This window comes from Bacillus sp. IBL03825 (genome assembly GCF_024712505.1).
Taxonomy (GTDB): Bacteria; Bacillota; Bacilli; order Bacillales; family Bacillaceae_G; genus Bacillus_A; species Bacillus_A wiedmannii.
Genome location: NZ_JAMXKE010000001.1, coordinates 3,738,669 through 3,756,084, shown reverse-complemented (window position 1 = coordinate 3,756,084; position 17,416 = coordinate 3,738,669). Strand labels below are relative to the sequence as shown.

The window sequence follows — 17,416 nt, the reverse complement described above, 5'->3', positions numbered from 1 at the left end:
TGAAATGTAAGATCAGACAGAGCCTCTTTCTTGTTAAAATTGGCGCAACGCTTCATACTATGGTAATGTTTATAGGGATAAAGCAATATGCTTTTGGATAGGACAAAAAGAAGTATGAAAAGGGAATGTCTATTTGTGTGGGGAAGACTTCATTCTTATGAATGATTAGATTGATTACTCAAGTTTCAAAGGACAAGTTATCTCTCAAGCTATCTAACCATTTTTGAGGTGAGTCAAAGCGCATTAAAATGGACTATAGAGTGTGTATAGTTAAGGGTGAAAGGAGATTACCGATGAACGAGCAACAACGATTAGCAAGTCAACAAGCAAATTCCTCTACGAAAAAAGAAGAGAAAGATTATAGTAAATACTTTGAAAGTGTATACCAGCCACCTTCCTTAAAAGACGCGAAAAAACGAGGGAAAGAAGAAGTTAAAATTGAACGGGATTTTGGCTTACCTGAAGAATTTCGCAATTTTGGTACAGGAAGAAAGTTCTATATTCGTACATATGGTTGTCAAATGAATGAGCATGATACGGAAGTAATGGCGGGTATTTTCACCGCACTTGGATATGAGCCAACCTTTTCAACTGAAGATGCAGATGTAGTTTTATTAAATACTTGTGCAATTCGTGAAAATGCTGAAAATAAAGTGTTCGGTGAACTAGGTCATTTAAAGTCATTAAAAAGAAGAAATCCGGACCTTTTAATTGGTGTATGTGGTTGTATGTCTCAAGAAGAATCTGTTGTAAATAAAATTATGCAAAAAAATCAGCATGTAGATATGGTGTTTGGAACGCATAATATTCATAGATTGCCGTATATTCTAAAAGATGCAATGTTCTCGAAGGAGACGGTAGTTGAAGTTTGGTCAAAAGAAGGGGATGTAATTGAAAACCTTCCGAAAGTACGCCGTGGTGATATTAAAGCTTGGGTAAATATTATGTATGGCTGTGATAAGTTCTGTACATATTGTATCGTGCCGTATACACGTGGAAAAGAGCGAAGCAGACGTCCAGAAGACATTATCCAAGAAATTCGTCATTTAGCTGCGAATGGTTATAAAGAAATTACGTTACTTGGCCAGAACGTAAATGCATATGGTAAAGACTTTGAAGATTTTGAATACGGACTTGGCGATTTAATGGACGAACTCCGTAAAGTTGATATTGCTCGTATTCGTTTTACAACGAGCCATCCACGTGATTTCGATGATCACTTAATTGAAGTGCTTGGAAAAGCTGGAAACTTAGTAGAACATATTCACTTACCAGTTCAATCTGGAAGCACAGATATGTTAAAAATTATGGCGCGTAAATATTCACGTGAGCATTATTTAGAACTTGTAAGAAAAATTAAAGAAGCAATTCCAAATGCAGTATTCACAACTGATATTATCGTTGGTTTCCCAAATGAAACAGATGAGCAATTTGAAGAAACGATGTCGTTATATCGTGAAGTAGGATTTGATACTGCCTTTACCTTTATTTATTCTCCGCGCGAAGGTACACCAGCTGCAAAAATGAAAGATAATGTACCGATGGAAGTGAAAAAAGAACGTCTTCAACGCTTAAATACACTAGTAAATACGTTGGCAATTGAAAAGAATAATCGTTACAAAGGTCAAATTGTAGAAGTGTTAGTTGATGGGGAAAGTAAAAATAATCCAGAAGTACTCGCAGGTTATACTCGTACGAATAAACTTGTAAACTTCGTCGCTTCAAAATCTTTAATTGGTCAGCTTGTGAAAGTAAAAGTAACGGAAGCAAAAACTTGGTCTCTTAACGGGGAATTAGTTGAAGAGCCGATTGAGGTGGAATAATAGATGAAAGCATATTCGAAAGATGAAATTGTTGAACAAGCGAAAGAATTAGCAAAAATGATTTCTGAAACAGAAGAAGTTGATTTCTTTAAGAAAGCAGAGGCGCAAATTCATAAAAATGAAAATGTAAAGCGCGCAATTGATGAAATTAAAGCACTGCAAAAACAAGCAGTAAACTTGCAGCATTACGGGAAATGGGAAGCTTTGAAAAAAGTAGAAGCTGACATTGATGCATTGCAAGATAAGTTGGATAGTATCCCAGTTGTGCAAGAATTTAAATCTTCACAAACATATGTAAATGACTTACTACAGCTAGTTGCAAGTACGATTTCTAACAACGTAACAGATGAAATATTAATTTCAACTAATGGCGATGTATTGAAGGGTGAAACGGGTGCGGCGGTAGAAAGTAAAAAAGGAAATTGTGGTTGTTAAAGAGATGTCGAATTGACATCTCTTTTTTTAGTGGGTTAAACGTAAGTTCTTCTCGAAAAAAGAATGACACATTCCGCTATTGTCACGCATATGATTAAGTGAATAGTGATTGAGGAGGGTTACGAATGTCCGAATTTAGAGAGATTATTACAAAAGCAGTGGTTGGAAAAGGACGTAAGTATACAAAGTCAACGCATACATGTGAATCGAATAATGAGCCAACAAGTATTTTAGGGTGCTGGGTAATTAACCACTCGTACGAAGCAAGAAAGAATGGAAAGCATGTGGAAATTGAAGGTTTCTATGATGTGAACACTTGGTATTCATTTGATGGTAATACAAAGACAGAAGTTGTAACAGAACGTGTGAACTACACTGATGAAGTGAGTATTGGGTATCGTGATAAAAACTTTTCTGGTGATGATTTAGAAATTATTGCTCGTGTCATTCAGCCACCAAATTGTTTAGAAGCTCTTGTATCACCAAATGGTAATAAAATTGTTGTAACTGTAGAACGTGAATTTGTAACAGAAGTAGTTGGGGAAACGAAAATTTGTGTAAGTGTAAATCCTGAAGGTTGTGTAGAATCAGACGAGGATTTCCAAGTCGATGATGATGAGTTTGAAGAATTAGATCCGAACTTTATCGTCGATGCAGAAGAAGAGTAATAGAAAGCTAGGGAGAAGTTCTTCCTAGCTTTTTACTTTACATAAGTGATGCTTGAATGAACATGATTCCTTATGAAATGTGCTATAATGAGGAAAGACTCCTGAAATAGGAGATATGGATGTCCGTGAAGTGTGACATATATGAAAATTGATTACTATGTAAGAATTATGGAGGAAAAGTATGACGCAATATACCCCTATGATACAGCAATATTTAAAGGTTAAGGCAGACTATCAAGATGCCTTTTTATTTTTCCGATTAGGTGATTTTTATGAAATGTTCTTTGAAGATGCGGTTAAAGCAGCTCATGAACTTGAAATTACATTAACGAGCCGAGATGGTGGTAGTAGTGATCGTATACCGATGTGCGGTGTACCGCATCATGCAGCTAAAAATTATATTGAACAACTTGTTGAAAAAGGATATAAAGTAGCTGTTTGTGAGCAAGTGGAAGATCCAAAAACAGCTAAAGGTGTAGTGCGCCGTGAAGTCGTACAACTAATTACGCCAGGAACGATGATGGAAGGGCGTACTATTGATGAGAAAGAAAATAACTTCTTAGCAGCATTAACACATTTTGAAGATGGATCGTATGCTTTAGCTTGTAATGATTTAACGACTGGACAAAATACAGTAACGTTGTTAACAGGTTCAGTAGAAGATATTTTATTAGAAGTGTATGCAACTGGTTCAAAAGAAATTGTTGTAGATTCTACATTTTCAAAAGATGAATTAAATAAATTAACTGCAACATTAAAAATGACGATTTCGTATGAAGATGCAACAACGATTCCGGAAGGGTTAGAACATCTTGTGAAAAACGTTTCGCAAGCAAAGTTAATTAAAGCAGTTGGACGCTTATTTAACTATGTGATAAGAACGCAAAAACGTTCGTTAGACCATTTGCAACCAGTGGAAATTTATTATACGAATCAATTTATGAAAATTGATGTGCATTCAAAGCGAAATTTAGAGCTGACAGAAACACTTCGAACGAAAGAAAAAACAGGATCATTATTATGGCTATTAGATAAAACGAAAACAGCTATGGGTGGTCGTATGTTAAAACAGTGGATGGAACGTCCATTGATTCAAAAAGAAAAAGTAGAAGAGCGTTTAGAAATGGTTGAAACATTTGTAAATGATTACTTCTTACGTGAAGATTTAAAAGAAAAATTAAAAGAAGTATATGATTTAGAACGTTTAGCAGGGAAAGTTGCATTTGGTAATGTGAATGCACGGGACTTATTACAGTTAAGACGATCTTTACTTCAAGTACCAGCTATTTTAGAAGCGATTAGTCTATTAGATAATGCTTATGCAGCAAGGTTAATTCAAGGTGCGGATCCATGTGAGAGCTTAACTGAATTACTAGGAAGAAGTATTCAAGAAAACCCACCACTTTCTATTAAAGATGGAGATATTATTAAAGACGGTTATAATGACAAGCTTGATCAATATCGTTACGTTAGTAAAAACGGGAAAACGTGGATCGCTGAGCTTGAAAAACGAGAGCGTGATATTACAGGAGTTAAATCATTAAAAATCGGGTACAACCGTATTTTCGGCTACTACATTGAAGTGACGAAGGCGAATCTTGCAGCACTTCCAGAAGGCCGCTATGAGCGTAAACAAACGCTTGCTAATGCGGAACGTTTCATTACAGATGAATTGAAAGAAAAAGAAACATTAATCTTAGAAGCAGAAGAAAAAATTGTACAATTAGAATACGATTTATTTACAGCGCTTCGTGAAGAAGTAAAAGTATTTATTCCGAAATTACAACATTTAGCGAAAGTAATTAGTGAATTAGACGTACTGCAAAGTTTCGCGACAGTTAGTGAAGAAGAACAGTTTGTAAAACCTGTTTTAACAACTAAGCGCGAAATCTTTATAAAAGATGGTCGTCATCCTGTCGTTGAAAAAGTATTGAACGGGAAATTGTATGTACCGAATGATTGTATTATGCCGGAGAAGATGGATGTCTTTTTAATTACAGGACCGAACATGTCTGGTAAAAGTACGTATATGAGACAATTAGCACTTGTAACTGTTATGTCACAGATTGGTTGTTTCGTACCAGCAACAGAAGCGGTATTACCTGTATTCGATCAAATCTTTACGAGAATTGGTGCAGCGGATGATTTAATTTCGGGTCAAAGTACATTTATGGTCGAAATGTTAGAAGCGAAAAATGCAATTGCAAATGCATCAGAAAGAAGTTTAATTTTATTCGATGAAATTGGACGCGGTACATCTACTTATGATGGTATGGCACTTGCACAAGCAATCATTGAACATATTCATGACCAAATTGGTGCGAAAACGTTATTCTCTACGCATTATCATGAATTGACGGTGCTAGAAGAAAGTTTAGGACAATTGAAGAATGTACACGTTTCAGCTATTGAAGAAAACGGAAAAGTAGTATTCCTTCATAAAATTCAAGATGGAGCAGCTGATAAAAGTTACGGAATTCACGTTGCGCAACTTGCGGAGCTTCCAGATAGCTTAATCGCTCGTGCGAAAGAAGTGTTAGCGCAACTAGAAGGACAAGAAGAAATTATTATTCCAAAGTGTACAGAAGTGAAAGTACAAGAAGTGGCTCCAGAACCAGCTGTTGTAAAAGAAGAACCAGCAGAAATACAAGAGCCGAAAGTAGAGACTGAGGAAGAATCGCAATTATCATTCTTTGGTGGAGAACAGTCTTCAAAAAAACAAGACAAGTCAGTGCTAGATGCAAAAGAAACGACGGTACTTGCACAAATTAAAAAAATTGATTTACTTGATATGACACCTTTAGAGGCGATGAACGAACTGTATCGCTTGCAGAAAAAGTTAAAGAAAGGATGAGTAAGTAGATGGGGAAAATTCGCAAACTCGATGATCAACTCTCTAACTTAATTGCGGCAGGGGAAGTAGTAGAGCGCCCTGCCTCAGTCGTAAAAGAACTTGTGGAAAATTCTATCGATGCGAATAGTACATCTATTGAAATCCACTTAGAAGAAGCTGGTTTATCAAAAATTCGCATCATTGATAATGGGGATGGCATTGCAGAAGAAGATTGTATCGTCGCTTTTGAACGACATGCGACGAGCAAAATTAAAGATGAAAACGATCTGTTTCGCATTAGAACACTCGGTTTCCGCGGTGAGGCATTGCCGAGTATTGCCTCAGTTAGTGAATTAGAATTAATCACAAGCACAGGTGATGCGCCTGGTACACACCTTATGATTAAAGGTGGAGACATTATAAAGCAGGAGAAAACAGCGAGCCGAAAAGGAACAGATATTACAGTACAAAACTTATTCTTTAATACACCAGCGCGTCTTAAATATATGAAAACCATTCATACAGAGCTTGGGAATATTACGGATATCGTGTATCGTATTGCAATGTCACATCCAGAAGTATCATTAAAGCTGTTTCATAATGAAAAGAAATTGCTTCACACATCAGGAAATGGTGATGTAAGACAAGTACTTGCATCGATTTACAGCATTCAAGTTGCGAAAAAGCTTATTCCAATTGAAGCTGAATCTTTAGATTTCACAATTAAAGGTTATGTAACACTACCAGAAGTAACGAGAGCATCTCGAAATTATATGTCAACGATCGTAAATGGTCGTTACGTTCGAAATTTCGTATTAATGAAAGCAGTTCAGCAAGGATACCATACATTATTGCCAATTGGACGATATCCAATCGGTTTCTTATCGATTGAAATGGATCCAATGCTTGTTGACGTTAACGTACATCCTGCGAAATTAGAAGTCCGTTTTAGTAAAGAACAAGAATTGCTAAAACTTATCGAAGAAACATTGCAAGCAGCATTTAAAAAAATACAGCTCATCCCAGATGCAGGTGTAACAACGAAGAAAAAAGAAAAAGATGAAAGTGTGCAAGAACAGTTCAAGTTTGAGCATGCGAAGCCGAAAGAGCCATCTATGCCGGACATCATTTTACCGACGGGCATGGATGAAAAACGAGTAGAACCACTGGCTGTGAAACAGCCAGCACAACTGTGGCAACCGCCGAAACAAGAATGGCAACCACCACAGTCGCTCGTAAGAGAAGAACAAAGTTGGCAGCCATCTACTAAACCGATAATAGAAGAACCAATTCGAGAAGAGAAATCGTGGAACAGTAACGATGAAGACTTTGAATTAGAGGAATTGGAAGAAGAAGTTCAGGAAATAAAAGAGATTGAAATGAACGGTAATGACTTACCACCGCTTTATCCAATTGGACAAATGCATGGAACATATATTTTCGCTCAAAATGATAAAGGTTTATATATGATTGACCAACATGCCGCGCAGGAACGTATTAATTATGAATACTTCCGTGACAAAGTAGGAAGAGTAGCGCAAGAAGTACAAGAGCTACTTGTACCATACCGTATTGACTTATCTCTTACTGAATTTTTACGTGTCGAAGAGCAACTAGAAGAACTGAAAAAAGTTGGACTGTTCTTAGAGCAATTCGGTCATCAATCCTTTATCGTCCGCTCACATCCAACGTGGTTCCCGAAAGGACAAGAAACAGAAATTATCGACGAAATGATGGAACAAGTCGTCAAACTAAAAAAAGTTGATATTAAAAAATTACGTGAAGAAGCAGCCATCATGATGAGCTGTAAAGCGTCCATTAAAGCAAATCAATATTTAACGAACGATCAAATATTTGCTTTATTGGAAGAACTACGTACAACAACAAACCCATACACATGCCCGCACGGAAGACCAATTCTTGTGCATCATTCTACTTATGAGTTGGAGAAGATGTTTAAGAGGGTTATGTAGGGATACTGTCATTTTGGATATGATTTAATAAAAAAGAAGCGATGAAATAAATCGCTTCTTTTTTGTTTGCATTTATATTAAAAGCTTTTCATTTTTTTATAAATTTTTCATTTGTAACCATGTGTAGAAAAATCAAGTGAATCTATAGTTTCATACATATAGCATTTGAAAAAGCTTTTCCTTTTTCTCTATGTTTTTTTATTTTCCTTATAGAATCCTTATAATTGTCGTTTACTCTAGAATTACAATATACGAGGAGGAAGTTTAGGATGACTGAGATGATGTTAGAAACAAAAAATCTTTGCAAAACATTTAGAAAGCAAAGTGTAGTACAAAACATTTCGCTTTCTGTACCAAAATATGCAATTTATGGATTGTTAGGTCCTAATGGGGCAGGGAAATCGACAACTTTAAAAATGATAACAGGTATGCTTATACCTACTTCTGGTGAGATTTATTTTGATGGTCATAAATGGACGCGGCAAGATTTACATTCTATTGGTGCTTTAATTGAGTCTCCGCCACTTTATGAAAATTTAACAGCAAGAGAAAATCTGTTGGTTCGTACGACTGTTTTAGGATTACCTAAATCAAGGATTGATGAAGTATTGCATGTTGTGGAGCTAGAGAATACAGATAGGAAAAAAGCGAGGGAATTCTCTATGGGGATGAAGCAACGATTGGGAATTGCGATTGCATTGCTGAATCATCCGAAGTTTTTAATATTAGATGAACCGATGAATGGACTAGATCCTTTTGGGATTCAGGAATTAAGAAAATTAATCCTTTCCTTTCCCACAAAAGGAATTACTGTCATTTTATCCAGTCATATTTTAAGCGAAGTAAGTCAAATTGCAGATCATGTTGGGATTATCTCAGGCGGTGTGTTGGGGTATCAGGGGAAACTGAATAAGGATGATGACCTGGAAGATTTATTTGTACAAGTGGCTGGAAAGTATAGAAGGGAGGCATAAGAAATGAATTTATATATTGCATCTGAAAAAATTAAAATTAAACATACTTTTTTGAACAAACTTATATGGCTAGTTCCATTTGCCACAATACTAATTGCTTTTTTATTATCGGCGGATTATTTTCAATTATCTAGTTACAATTGGTGGTACATTACGATGCTTCCAGGAATGATTTCTTTAAGTTGTGTACTTCTTGCGGAGAAAGATAAGAAAATGAATAATCGTTCTATCTTATCGTTACCAGTTTCATTAAAACGAGTATGGATTTCTAAAGTATTACTAATTTTAGGGATTTTGAGCTTTTCATGCATACTTTTTTTCTGTGGAATCCAGTTATCTAGTTTACTATTAAATAAGGAGAACTTCCAAATCATTCCTACAGTAAATGCGCTATTAGGAAGCGTTCTTTTAATCGTTACTTTTATGTGGCAAATTCCACTCTGCTTGTTTTTAGGTAACAAAATAGGTCTATTTCCGACGCTTCTGTTGAATGTAGGGGCAAATGGAATTTTTGGAGTTGTATTGGCAACAAAAAATATTTGGATGATTAGTCCATACACATATCCAAGTAGACTTATGATTCCTATTTTGAAAATACTACCAAATGGTCTATATGCAGAAACCGGAAGTGTAACGTTCAAACCAGAACTCCTTTCCTACGATGTAATTTTGCCAGGCGTGGCAATTTCTGTCGTGTTGTTCTTTTTGTTTACTTATATGACGGCAAAATGGTTTGAAAAGCAGGAGGCAAAATAATATGGCGGTTTTGTCGAGGATAGTAAGAGCTGATTTTATAAAAATGAAACATACGATTTTTTTCTGGATACATATAGCGATGCCAATCATCGGTATTGCTCTTTTTTTAAGTTATTATTCCATTTCAAAAGTTGATTCTATAAATAAGGTTTCAGGATATATTCAAGTATTATCGATATCTTTTCCGTTGCTAATTAGCATTGTGTGCTCTTCTGTTGTGGAACAGGAGGCTGTGGCAGGGAATTTTAAAGAACTTTTATCAACGGAATACGGAAGGCGTAAAGCATTTATTAGTAAAGTATGTTTACTTTTAATATGTGGGTTTTGTTCAACTATGTTGGCAGTCGTTGGGTTTGCGGCAGGGTTTCATTCTCTGTTAGGACAAAATAACTTTCCATTTGCTTTGTATGTTGAAATTTCCTTCATTCTTTTTGGTTGTCAAATCTTTATGTATATATGGCATCTGTTCTTAAATTTTCGCTTTAGTAAAGGTGCTTCCATTGGGATTGGAATTATAGAAAGCTTGCTGGTAGCTTTAATGCTTACAGGGATGGGAGATGTGATTTGGAAATACACGCCATGTGCGTGGAGTGTGAGATTATGCAATTATTTTTTGGAGCACAAATTGAGCCCCGCTTCTATTCATGTCTTACAAGTAGAGGGAAAAATTGGAGCAGTGATTTGCGTTTGTTTCACGATCATTGCATTTGTTATTTCCCTTGTATGGTTTTCCTTTTATGAAGGCCGTAAAGAAATGTAAGTGCATTTGTATTATAATGGAAGTGAGAGGAGGGATTCTATATGGCAAGAATATTAGCAATTGATGATGAAGAAGGCATCCTTTATATTATAAAAAGTGCTTTAGAGAAAGAAGGCCATGAGGTAACTGCCGTTAGTAATCCTCTTACTATACCAAAGGAGAAATTTTGTCATTATGATTTAATTCTATTAGATGTCATGATGCCAGAAATAGATGGTTTTACACTTTGTAAGGAAATACGGGATTTGGTTGATAGTCCAATTGTATTTCTAACAGCCAAAACAATGGAGAAGGATCTGATCACAGGGCTTAGTCTCGGTGGAGATGACTATATTACAAAACCTTTTGGAATTGGAGAACTGCGTGCGAGGGTATCCGCACATGTAAGGCGTGAGCATAGAGAAAAGCAAAATGCATTTTTCCTGTCAGGTCTTACATTTCATCTGTCATGTAAAGAAATATGGCATGACGATACATCTATCGCATTTACGAAAAGTGAGTATGGAATTTGCGAATATTTAGCTTTGAATCATGGACAAGTATTTTCAAGAGAAAAGATTTACGAAAATGTTTTTGGTTATGAGGGAGAAAGTGATAACCAAGTAATTGTGGAACATATTAAAAATATCCGTCAAAAATTATGTAAGCATAACATGAATCCAATAGAAACAGTATGGGGAATTGGTTATAAATGGAGAAAGTGAAAAAGCAAGTCAATCTTAGTAAGATTTTAATACAGTATATTTTTGCATTTTCAATAGGGACGATTGCATTAGTTACTTTTTTTATGATTCTATTCCAAGTTGGAGTTAACGCAGAGGTAATCTTGCCAGCAAATTATTATGAAAAGCAGATTGAGTCGCAAAGAGATGCTATAGTTAAAGCGGAGCAGGACGATGATCAAATTTTAAAGCAATATAAATATGTTGTGTATGATTTTTCTGGAAACGTTATTCAAGGGAGTATTAATAAAGATTATGCGGGACAAATATGGAATAACATACATAAGGATGAAAAAGGTGATAGTAAGTACTACTATGCAGTTATAGAACGTGATAAAGATATTTGTGTCATTCTATATACGTTACATGCTACTTTTAAAAATCCTTTTTTGAAGAAGTATTTACCAAGTCCGGAAGTTTGTGAAATTGTTCTTTTTATTCTATTATTTGTTGCCGAAGTGATATTTCTATCTCGCTCTTTTGGTAAAACATTGTCAAAGGAAATGCTGATTTTGAGAAATGTAACAGATAAAATTCAAAAGGAAGATTTAGATTTTCAAGTGGAACAATCTAAAATAAAAGAAGTGAATGAAGTATTAACTTCTTTAGTAAAAATGAAAGATGAATTAAATCATTCGTTACGTACACAGTGGAATATGGAAACAAATAGAAGAGAGCAGATTGCTGCTTTGGCACATGACATTAAAACGCCATTAACGATATTGAGAGGGAATGCAGAGCTATTAAATGAATCAATGCTAGATTCAAATCAGAAGAAATGTAATGAGCATATTTTGAAAAGTATTGATGAGATGGAAATATATATGAAATCTTTGCTCGATATTACGAAATGTGAGGAAGGCGCTTCACTTCAATTCAAGCAAACAGATCTCCGCGACTTTATTCGTAATATTATAGAAGAAAGTGCAATTTGTGTTTTAGGCAAACAGTTAAATCTAATTGAAAATGTTCAGGACATACCAAATTTTATTCCTATTGACGAGACTGCTTTGAAAAGAGCAATTATGAATATAATGATGAATGCAATTGAATATTCTCCAACAAAGGGTGACTTGATGTTCTCAGTGGAAATGATTAGTGAAAAACTGCAATTTATTGTAGAGGACTCGGGAAGAGGGTTTACAGAAGAGGAAATGCATTCAGCTACAGAGCAGTTTTATAGAGGAGATAAAAGTAGAAACTCCAAAGATCATCATGGAATGGGGTTATACATTGCTAAAAGCTTTGCAAAGCAACACGGTGGAAACCTTTACTTAAGTAATTCGGAAAAGCTGCACGGTGCAAAAGTTGTTTTGGAAATATCAGCGTAGTAGAGAGGGTACAGATTATAACAAGTCGCTCCTTTTTAATATAATTCTTTTGCAACTACATTTTAAAAATTCATTTATAAACTAGAGATAACCTCAACCTATTTGTACTTTATATGTGCCTTCTCAATTTTTTTGTAAGGAAAGAGGTTTTCAATTTACAGATTTATCAGAATTATGTAAAGTGTAGATAAAACCATAAAACGGGGTGTTCTTTATGTGTACTAGTTTGACATTACAGACAAAAAACGGTCAGCATCTTTTTGCAAGAACGATGGACTTCACATTAGATATGAATCAAGAAGTAATAATCATTCCTCGACATTACCAGTGGAATAATATAACTGGTGAAATTATTAATACGAAACATGCTACGGTCGGAATGGGGATTAATCATCACGGAAGGGTCATTATGGCGGACGGAGTAAATGAAGCTGGTATGACATGTGCAACACTCTATTTTCCAGGATTCGCTGCTTATAGTCAAAGCATAGATGACAACAAAACGAATTTGGCTCCATTTGATTTTGTGACTTGGAGTCTCACGCAATTCAATTCTGTCAAAGAGTTAAAGAAATCTGTAGATAGCCTTACCTTTTTGGATATACCATTACCGGATTTAGGACTTACGCCACCACTACATTGGATTTTAGCGGATAAATGGGGAGATTGTATTGTACTGGAGCCGACAAATGAAGGATTAAAAATGTATGATAACCCACTAGGAGTGATGACGAATAGTCCGGAGTTTAATTGGCATTTGCAAAATTTAAGACAATATATAGGCCTTAAATCGCAGCCATTCGCGCCAACTGAGTGGAGTAACTTATCATTAAGTGCTTTTGGTCAGGGCTCAGGCTCAATGGGACTTCCAGGGGATTTCACCCCGCCATCAAGGTTTGTGCGAGCAGCATATGGCAAACAAAACATTCAAGGTATAGATAGTGAAGAAGAGGGAGTATCGGCCCTATTTCATATTTTATCAAATTGCGAGGTTCCTAAAGGCGGAGTAATAACAGAAGAAGGTGCATTAGATAATACCATATATACAAGCGTAATGTGTATGGAGTCCGGAACATATTATTATCATACCTACGATTGTAGACAAATTATAGCCATTCATTTATTTCATGAAAATTTAGATACAAATGAGATTAAAGCCTATCCGTTCCAACGGAAACAAAAAATATTTTATGAAAACTAGGTAGCTTTGAAACAATGTTTGGTAAATATAATAGAGCAATAATGCCTATATAATTCTTGGGTACTTCTTTAACTTTGTGATTCACCATAGATCTACTCCTTTCTTCAATGACTCCAACAAGTAAAACTTTGCTGGTAGAAGCATTGGCTAAGGTGCAGTGATGGTGGACTTTATTGCCTAATGTATTTGAATAGTATTATCCTGAATATCTCTAAAAACGCTAAGAAACTTATTTCTTCTAGAAGGCCCATTAAAGTGCTATTAGGTAAAATGAACATGGACGTACTCCATTTATAAATAGTAAAGAACAAAAAAGGTGTGGAAAATATCCATACCTTTTTTGTTTTTCTATTATCTATGTATAAAAAAGCGCTGTATATCAGCACTTTTTAAAAGTACATGAGCTGTATAAAAAGTATAAATTACTTAAAACGTAACTATGCAGCGTCAAAATGAAGAACTATACGCTTATTTATTTTTATTATTATTAATTTTTTCCGTATATAACACTTGTTCTTTATAGTGTTTTTTAATTGGGAAAGTATGTGTACCAGAGCCGTTTTTGAAAGTTTTATTGATGGGGTTTTTTAGCGGGATTGTTGTAGTTTCAGTAAATTCATATGGGTAATTTATTTTAGATTTATCTTCAAACATGAAAATGCCTCCTTTTAGGATTTCCTGAATTCTTTACTATAACATGATATGCATATAGATTTTTTTTGGACTAGTTATTTATATAGGTTAATGGAATTAAATTACGTAACTACTGAAATATTTCAAAGGAAAACAATGTGAGAAATATATGATAATGCTTCTTTTATTTATTAGGGAAGGAAATATTGCATATATATTCGTTATAAATTGTTTTTATAATATGGTTTATATAGATTTTTCCTGATAATATAATGCGGGAGATTATAGTGTTATTAGGTTATTAGGAACATTTAATGCTGTTTCACAACTGAAAGGAAAATGAAAAAAAACTGAAACTTTTCTCATAAAAATTCAATCTAACTTAAAAAATGAAAGGAAAATGAAATTTTCCAAAAGATATTCTTTGTTAAGATAAAAAGCATACATACAAAAAGTATTGACATATCTTAAAAATGTATTTTCAAGATATAGTGGGGGAAAAGATGAGAGTAGAAAAACAATTAATAAAAAAGATGTATTATGAAACATTCCTAATGGAGAATGAAACAAAACCACCTATTGACGTACTTGGAGAAGCTTATGTAAACGAAGAAAGAAATGAGATTTCTGATGGATCTTACATTCGTTTTGCACAAGGTGAATTTTATTATCGCCATCAAGATTTTGAAGCAGCTATTTTTAAATGGGAGAAGGTTAGTAATGAATTAGCACCATGGGCACAAAAAAATATTGCCGATGCTTATTTCGAGCTTAATCAATTACCAGTTGCTGAAAATGTTTATACTTCCATTACTACTGATAATATAATATTGATGACGGAGATTAGATTACAATTACTTTCTCTTTACATAGAGCAAAATAATTTTGACTCTGCTTTCGCTGTTATTAAAGAAGCAGTTTCTTTAAATCCGGATTATCCAAATGTTACAAAAATTGCACGTTCCTTTTATGAGGAGCAGCAAGATTTTGATAGTGCAGTAGAGCTTGCTGTCAATGAGTTAATTCGAACAGAATCTTATCCGTGGTTTGAGGTTTTAAAAGGATATATCGATAAAAGATTTACTAAACATATTTCACCAGATTATTTTTATGAAGTATTAGTTACGTTAAATAATGTAGATCAAGTACAATTTACGCAAATGGTTTCATCACTTTGGAATAGTTATAAAAACGAACAAAATTACTTATCATGGCTTAACACAATAAATGAATTTTTCTTACATATTGAAATACATTCGTCCGATATATGGGACAAAATTTCTTCTCTTTACGAAGGAACGTACTTTGAATTAATTCAAGGTCAATATAAGCTTAAACAATTACACGACATCATTCCAAACTTGTTAACAAATTGGTTAAAGGTAGTCAATCCATCTTATGCTGTATTTCCATCTGCAGCTGTGTTGGCATGGGATGAGATTTTCCCTTCTAAAATAGATGCAGCAAATATAAAACATGCTGAAAACCTGTTGTTATATTCTATTAATCATGTGAACGGCTTAGAGTATAGTTTGCATCTTTTTGAATCTATTACAGAGTGGGCACAAAAGCATAATATAGAAATGGGTCACCGATTTAGATGGTTAGTTGGCGAGCTCGCAGATTTAAGCACAAATCGCATTTTAGTAACGGGAACTTCAGGAAACGGAAAAACTACATTTATTAACTCTATATTAGGAGAAAATATATTAGAAAAATCAATTTCAAATGTAGTAGTTTTAAAAAATGATGAGCATACAGAAATTAACGCCATAACAGACTCTACAATTACAACAACGGAAGATGTCTCTGATTACTATAATATGATGTCTCAGCACCATCAAACATATAGAGATAGAGCGTGTGTTGAATTTAAATTACCATGCAGATTTTTAAGTGAAAATAAACTTACATTTGTAGTTACACCTGGCTTTAATAGAAATAACGATACTAGGGATGAGATATTCGAATATTTAAATTCTGTAGACGAATTACTATTCGTATTAAATGCGGATTCACCTTTTACTGACAAAGAACGTGATATTCTATTAAGCATTCAAGAACATACACCAAATTTACAAATTCATTTCTTATTAAATAAAATCGATAACATATACAGTGATGCAGAAGTGAAAAGAGTATTACATGATACGCAAGCGAGAATAAACACATATTTCCCGCATGCGAGAATTTTCCCTTACTCTTCGCTATATACAAGTAGTCAACAATTAAATGATTTAACTGAGTTTATTCATTTTAACTGTAATCATAAAAATATCGATGCAGAACGTACGGAAAAGCTATTGTTTTTCATTCGAAAAACAATTACATATCTTTTGGATAAACGCGTTGAGAAAGAAAATAATCTAGTGGATGCGATTAATTGGAACGAAGATATGCTAGTGAAACTAAATGGTAGTATTAATAATCTTACTGCTTTTGAGAAGGAAAAAATTCATTTCATTACAAAATCATATCGTACAATGAAAACTGAAATTATGAATGACCTTACTGAAAATATTCCGAAGATATTACAGAGTTGTTCGGATTTAATTAGTGAAGAAAGCGATTTCGGGCACATTGATACGGAACTAAATAAAGCGATGAATGAAAGAGTACATAAATATTTAGAGCAAACTGTATTACCTAATTTTGCTCTTTCTATGCAAAATTGGATTGCGATTTCTAATAATGAGCTCCTTCAAAGTCAATCGTACTTAGAAGAACTTAGTGAAGGGCTTAATTCTTTATTTGGAGAAAATCGAATACAGTTAGAATGTGATTTTAAAGTGCTTGATGACTGGCGCAGAGATACTGACAGAATGACGACTAGAATACAAATGGATGAAGTAAATATTTTACGTCGCTTTACGCCAGCGCAATTTTTACTGAAAAGTGCCGGTAAATTATTTGGAGTTCTTCCTAAAAACAAAGGTATGCTATATAACAAATACAAACAGTATGTAGAAAATGAAGATTATACCGAGGTAACGGCTTCTATTATGAAGAAATTTTTCTTGCAATTTGAGCTATTTGAAAACACGCAAGAGCGGGATATTAACATATTCTTTAGAAATCCATTTAACTCCTTGAAACAAGCTGTAGAAAACACTCATTTAGAAATACAAGAAAAACAAGAGATGTTACATAAGATGAAATCACAACCTGAAGTTTATCAAGATTCTATCATGCTCTTTGAATTGAGATTACGTCAATGTGAAGTAATTTTAAATATAGGTGATGATCATACCTATACAGATGTAACTTTAGAAACAAGCGTAGAATAAAAGTAAAATATACGAGGTTT

Annotated in this window: 13 protein-coding genes; 12 read left to right on the top strand and 1 reads right to left on the bottom strand. The window is 34.3% G+C overall.

Features of this window, described 5'->3' with window-relative positions:
• Positions 1-293: 293 nt before the first annotated feature.
• The 11 genes from miaB (at position 294) to NHG49_RS19060 (ending at position 13,476) form a co-directional block, all read left to right on the top strand.
• Positions 294-1,823 (top strand): tRNA (N6-isopentenyl adenosine(37)-C2)-methylthiotransferase MiaB, encoded by a 1,530-nt coding sequence (gene miaB, locus NHG49_RS19110; protein WP_001005383.1) that lies wholly within the window; start codon positions 294-296, stop codon positions 1,821-1,823.
• Positions 1,824-1,826: 3 nt separating this feature from the next.
• Positions 1,827-2,258 (top strand): YlbF/YmcA family competence regulator, encoded by a 432-nt coding sequence (locus NHG49_RS19105; protein ID WP_000649386.1) that lies wholly within the window; start codon positions 1,827-1,829, stop codon positions 2,256-2,258.
• A gap of 125 nt (positions 2,259-2,383) precedes the next feature.
• Complete coding sequence (gene cotE / locus NHG49_RS19100) at positions 2,384-2,926, top strand: outer spore coat protein CotE (protein ID WP_001288802.1); 543 nt, start codon at positions 2,384-2,386, stop codon at positions 2,924-2,926.
• A gap of 181 nt (positions 2,927-3,107) precedes the next feature.
• Positions 3,108-5,780 carry a DNA mismatch repair protein MutS gene (gene mutS, locus NHG49_RS19095; protein WP_258126434.1) on the top strand — a complete coding sequence of 891 codons (2,673 nt, stop codon included), beginning with the start codon at positions 3,108-3,110 and terminating at the stop codon, positions 5,778-5,780.
• 8 nt (positions 5,781-5,788) lie between these two features.
• Positions 5,789-7,732 carry a DNA mismatch repair endonuclease MutL gene (mutL, locus tag NHG49_RS19090; protein WP_258126433.1) on the top strand — a complete coding sequence of 648 codons (1,944 nt, stop codon included), beginning with the start codon at positions 5,789-5,791 and terminating at the stop codon, positions 7,730-7,732.
• Positions 7,733-8,001: 269 nt separating this feature from the next.
• Positions 8,002-8,706: a lantibiotic protection ABC transporter ATP-binding protein gene (locus NHG49_RS19085; protein WP_000138158.1), complete on the top strand. Its 705-nt coding sequence runs from the start codon at positions 8,002-8,004 to the stop codon at positions 8,704-8,706.
• Between the two features lie 3 nt (positions 8,707-8,709).
• Entirely contained in the window at positions 8,710-9,462 is a 753-nt protein-coding gene (locus NHG49_RS19080) for a lantibiotic immunity ABC transporter MutE/EpiE family permease subunit (RefSeq protein ID WP_064475035.1), read from the top strand.
• A 1-nt stretch (position 9,463) separates the two neighbouring features.
• Positions 9,464-10,222 (top strand): lantibiotic immunity ABC transporter MutG family permease subunit, encoded by a 759-nt coding sequence (locus NHG49_RS19075; RefSeq protein WP_000279847.1) that lies wholly within the window; start codon positions 9,464-9,466, stop codon positions 10,220-10,222.
• A gap of 41 nt (positions 10,223-10,263) precedes the next feature.
• Entirely contained in the window at positions 10,264-10,926 is a 663-nt protein-coding gene (locus NHG49_RS19070) for a response regulator transcription factor (protein WP_064475036.1), read from the top strand.
• Positions 10,914-12,275 (top strand): sensor histidine kinase, encoded by a 1,362-nt coding sequence (locus tag NHG49_RS19065; protein ID WP_064475037.1) that lies wholly within the window; start codon positions 10,914-10,916, stop codon positions 12,273-12,275. The genes NHG49_RS19070 and NHG49_RS19065 overlap by 13 nt, the downstream gene beginning before the upstream one ends.
• A 214-nt stretch (positions 12,276-12,489) precedes the next feature.
• Positions 12,490-13,476 (top strand): choloylglycine hydrolase family protein, encoded by a 987-nt coding sequence (locus tag NHG49_RS19060; protein ID WP_064475038.1) that lies wholly within the window; start codon positions 12,490-12,492, stop codon positions 13,474-13,476.
• Positions 13,477-13,944: 468 nt separating this feature from the next.
• On the opposite strand, the gene NHG49_RS19055 is transcribed toward NHG49_RS19060, so the two are convergent.
• On the bottom strand, positions 13,945-14,130 hold the full coding sequence (locus NHG49_RS19055) for a hypothetical protein (protein WP_000461129.1): 186 nt from the start codon (positions 14,128-14,130) through the stop codon (positions 13,945-13,947).
• A gap of 482 nt (positions 14,131-14,612) precedes the next feature.
• On the opposite strand from NHG49_RS19055, the gene NHG49_RS19050 reads away from it, so the two are divergent.
• Positions 14,613-17,396 carry a dynamin family protein gene (locus NHG49_RS19050; protein WP_064475039.1) on the top strand — a complete coding sequence of 928 codons (2,784 nt, stop codon included), beginning with the start codon at positions 14,613-14,615 and terminating at the stop codon, positions 17,394-17,396.
• Positions 17,397-17,416 lie beyond the last annotated feature (20 nt).

Bases quoted from the DNA above. Each gene is read 5' to 3' on its own strand.
- NHG49_RS19065 (WP_064475037.1), top strand. From the start codon at position 10,914: ATGGAGAAAGTGAAAAAGCAAGTCAATCTTAGTAAGATTTTAATACAG.
- NHG49_RS19050 (WP_064475039.1), top strand. From the start codon at position 14,613: ATGAGAGTAGAAAAACAATTAATAAAAAAGATGTATTATGAAACATTC.
- NHG49_RS19055 (WP_000461129.1), bottom strand. From the start codon at position 14,130: ATGTTTGAAGATAAATCTAAAATAAATTACCCATATGAATTTACTGAA.
- NHG49_RS19105 (WP_000649386.1), top strand. From the start codon at position 1,827: ATGAAAGCATATTCGAAAGATGAAATTGTTGAACAAGCGAAAGAATTA.
- mutS (WP_258126434.1), top strand. From the start codon at position 3,108: ATGACGCAATATACCCCTATGATACAGCAATATTTAAAGGTTAAGGCA.
- NHG49_RS19075 (WP_000279847.1), top strand. From the start codon at position 9,464: ATGGCGGTTTTGTCGAGGATAGTAAGAGCTGATTTTATAAAAATGAAA.
- NHG49_RS19060 (WP_064475038.1), top strand. From the start codon at position 12,490: ATGTGTACTAGTTTGACATTACAGACAAAAAACGGTCAGCATCTTTTT.
- NHG49_RS19080 (WP_064475035.1), top strand. From the start codon at position 8,710: ATGAATTTATATATTGCATCTGAAAAAATTAAAATTAAACATACTTTT.
- miaB (WP_001005383.1), top strand. From the start codon at position 294: ATGAACGAGCAACAACGATTAGCAAGTCAACAAGCAAATTCCTCTACG.
- mutL (WP_258126433.1), top strand. From the start codon at position 5,789: ATGGGGAAAATTCGCAAACTCGATGATCAACTCTCTAACTTAATTGCG.
- NHG49_RS19085 (WP_000138158.1), top strand. From the start codon at position 8,002: ATGACTGAGATGATGTTAGAAACAAAAAATCTTTGCAAAACATTTAGA.
- NHG49_RS19070 (WP_064475036.1), top strand. From the start codon at position 10,264: ATGGCAAGAATATTAGCAATTGATGATGAAGAAGGCATCCTTTATATT.
- cotE (WP_001288802.1), top strand. From the start codon at position 2,384: ATGTCCGAATTTAGAGAGATTATTACAAAAGCAGTGGTTGGAAAAGGA.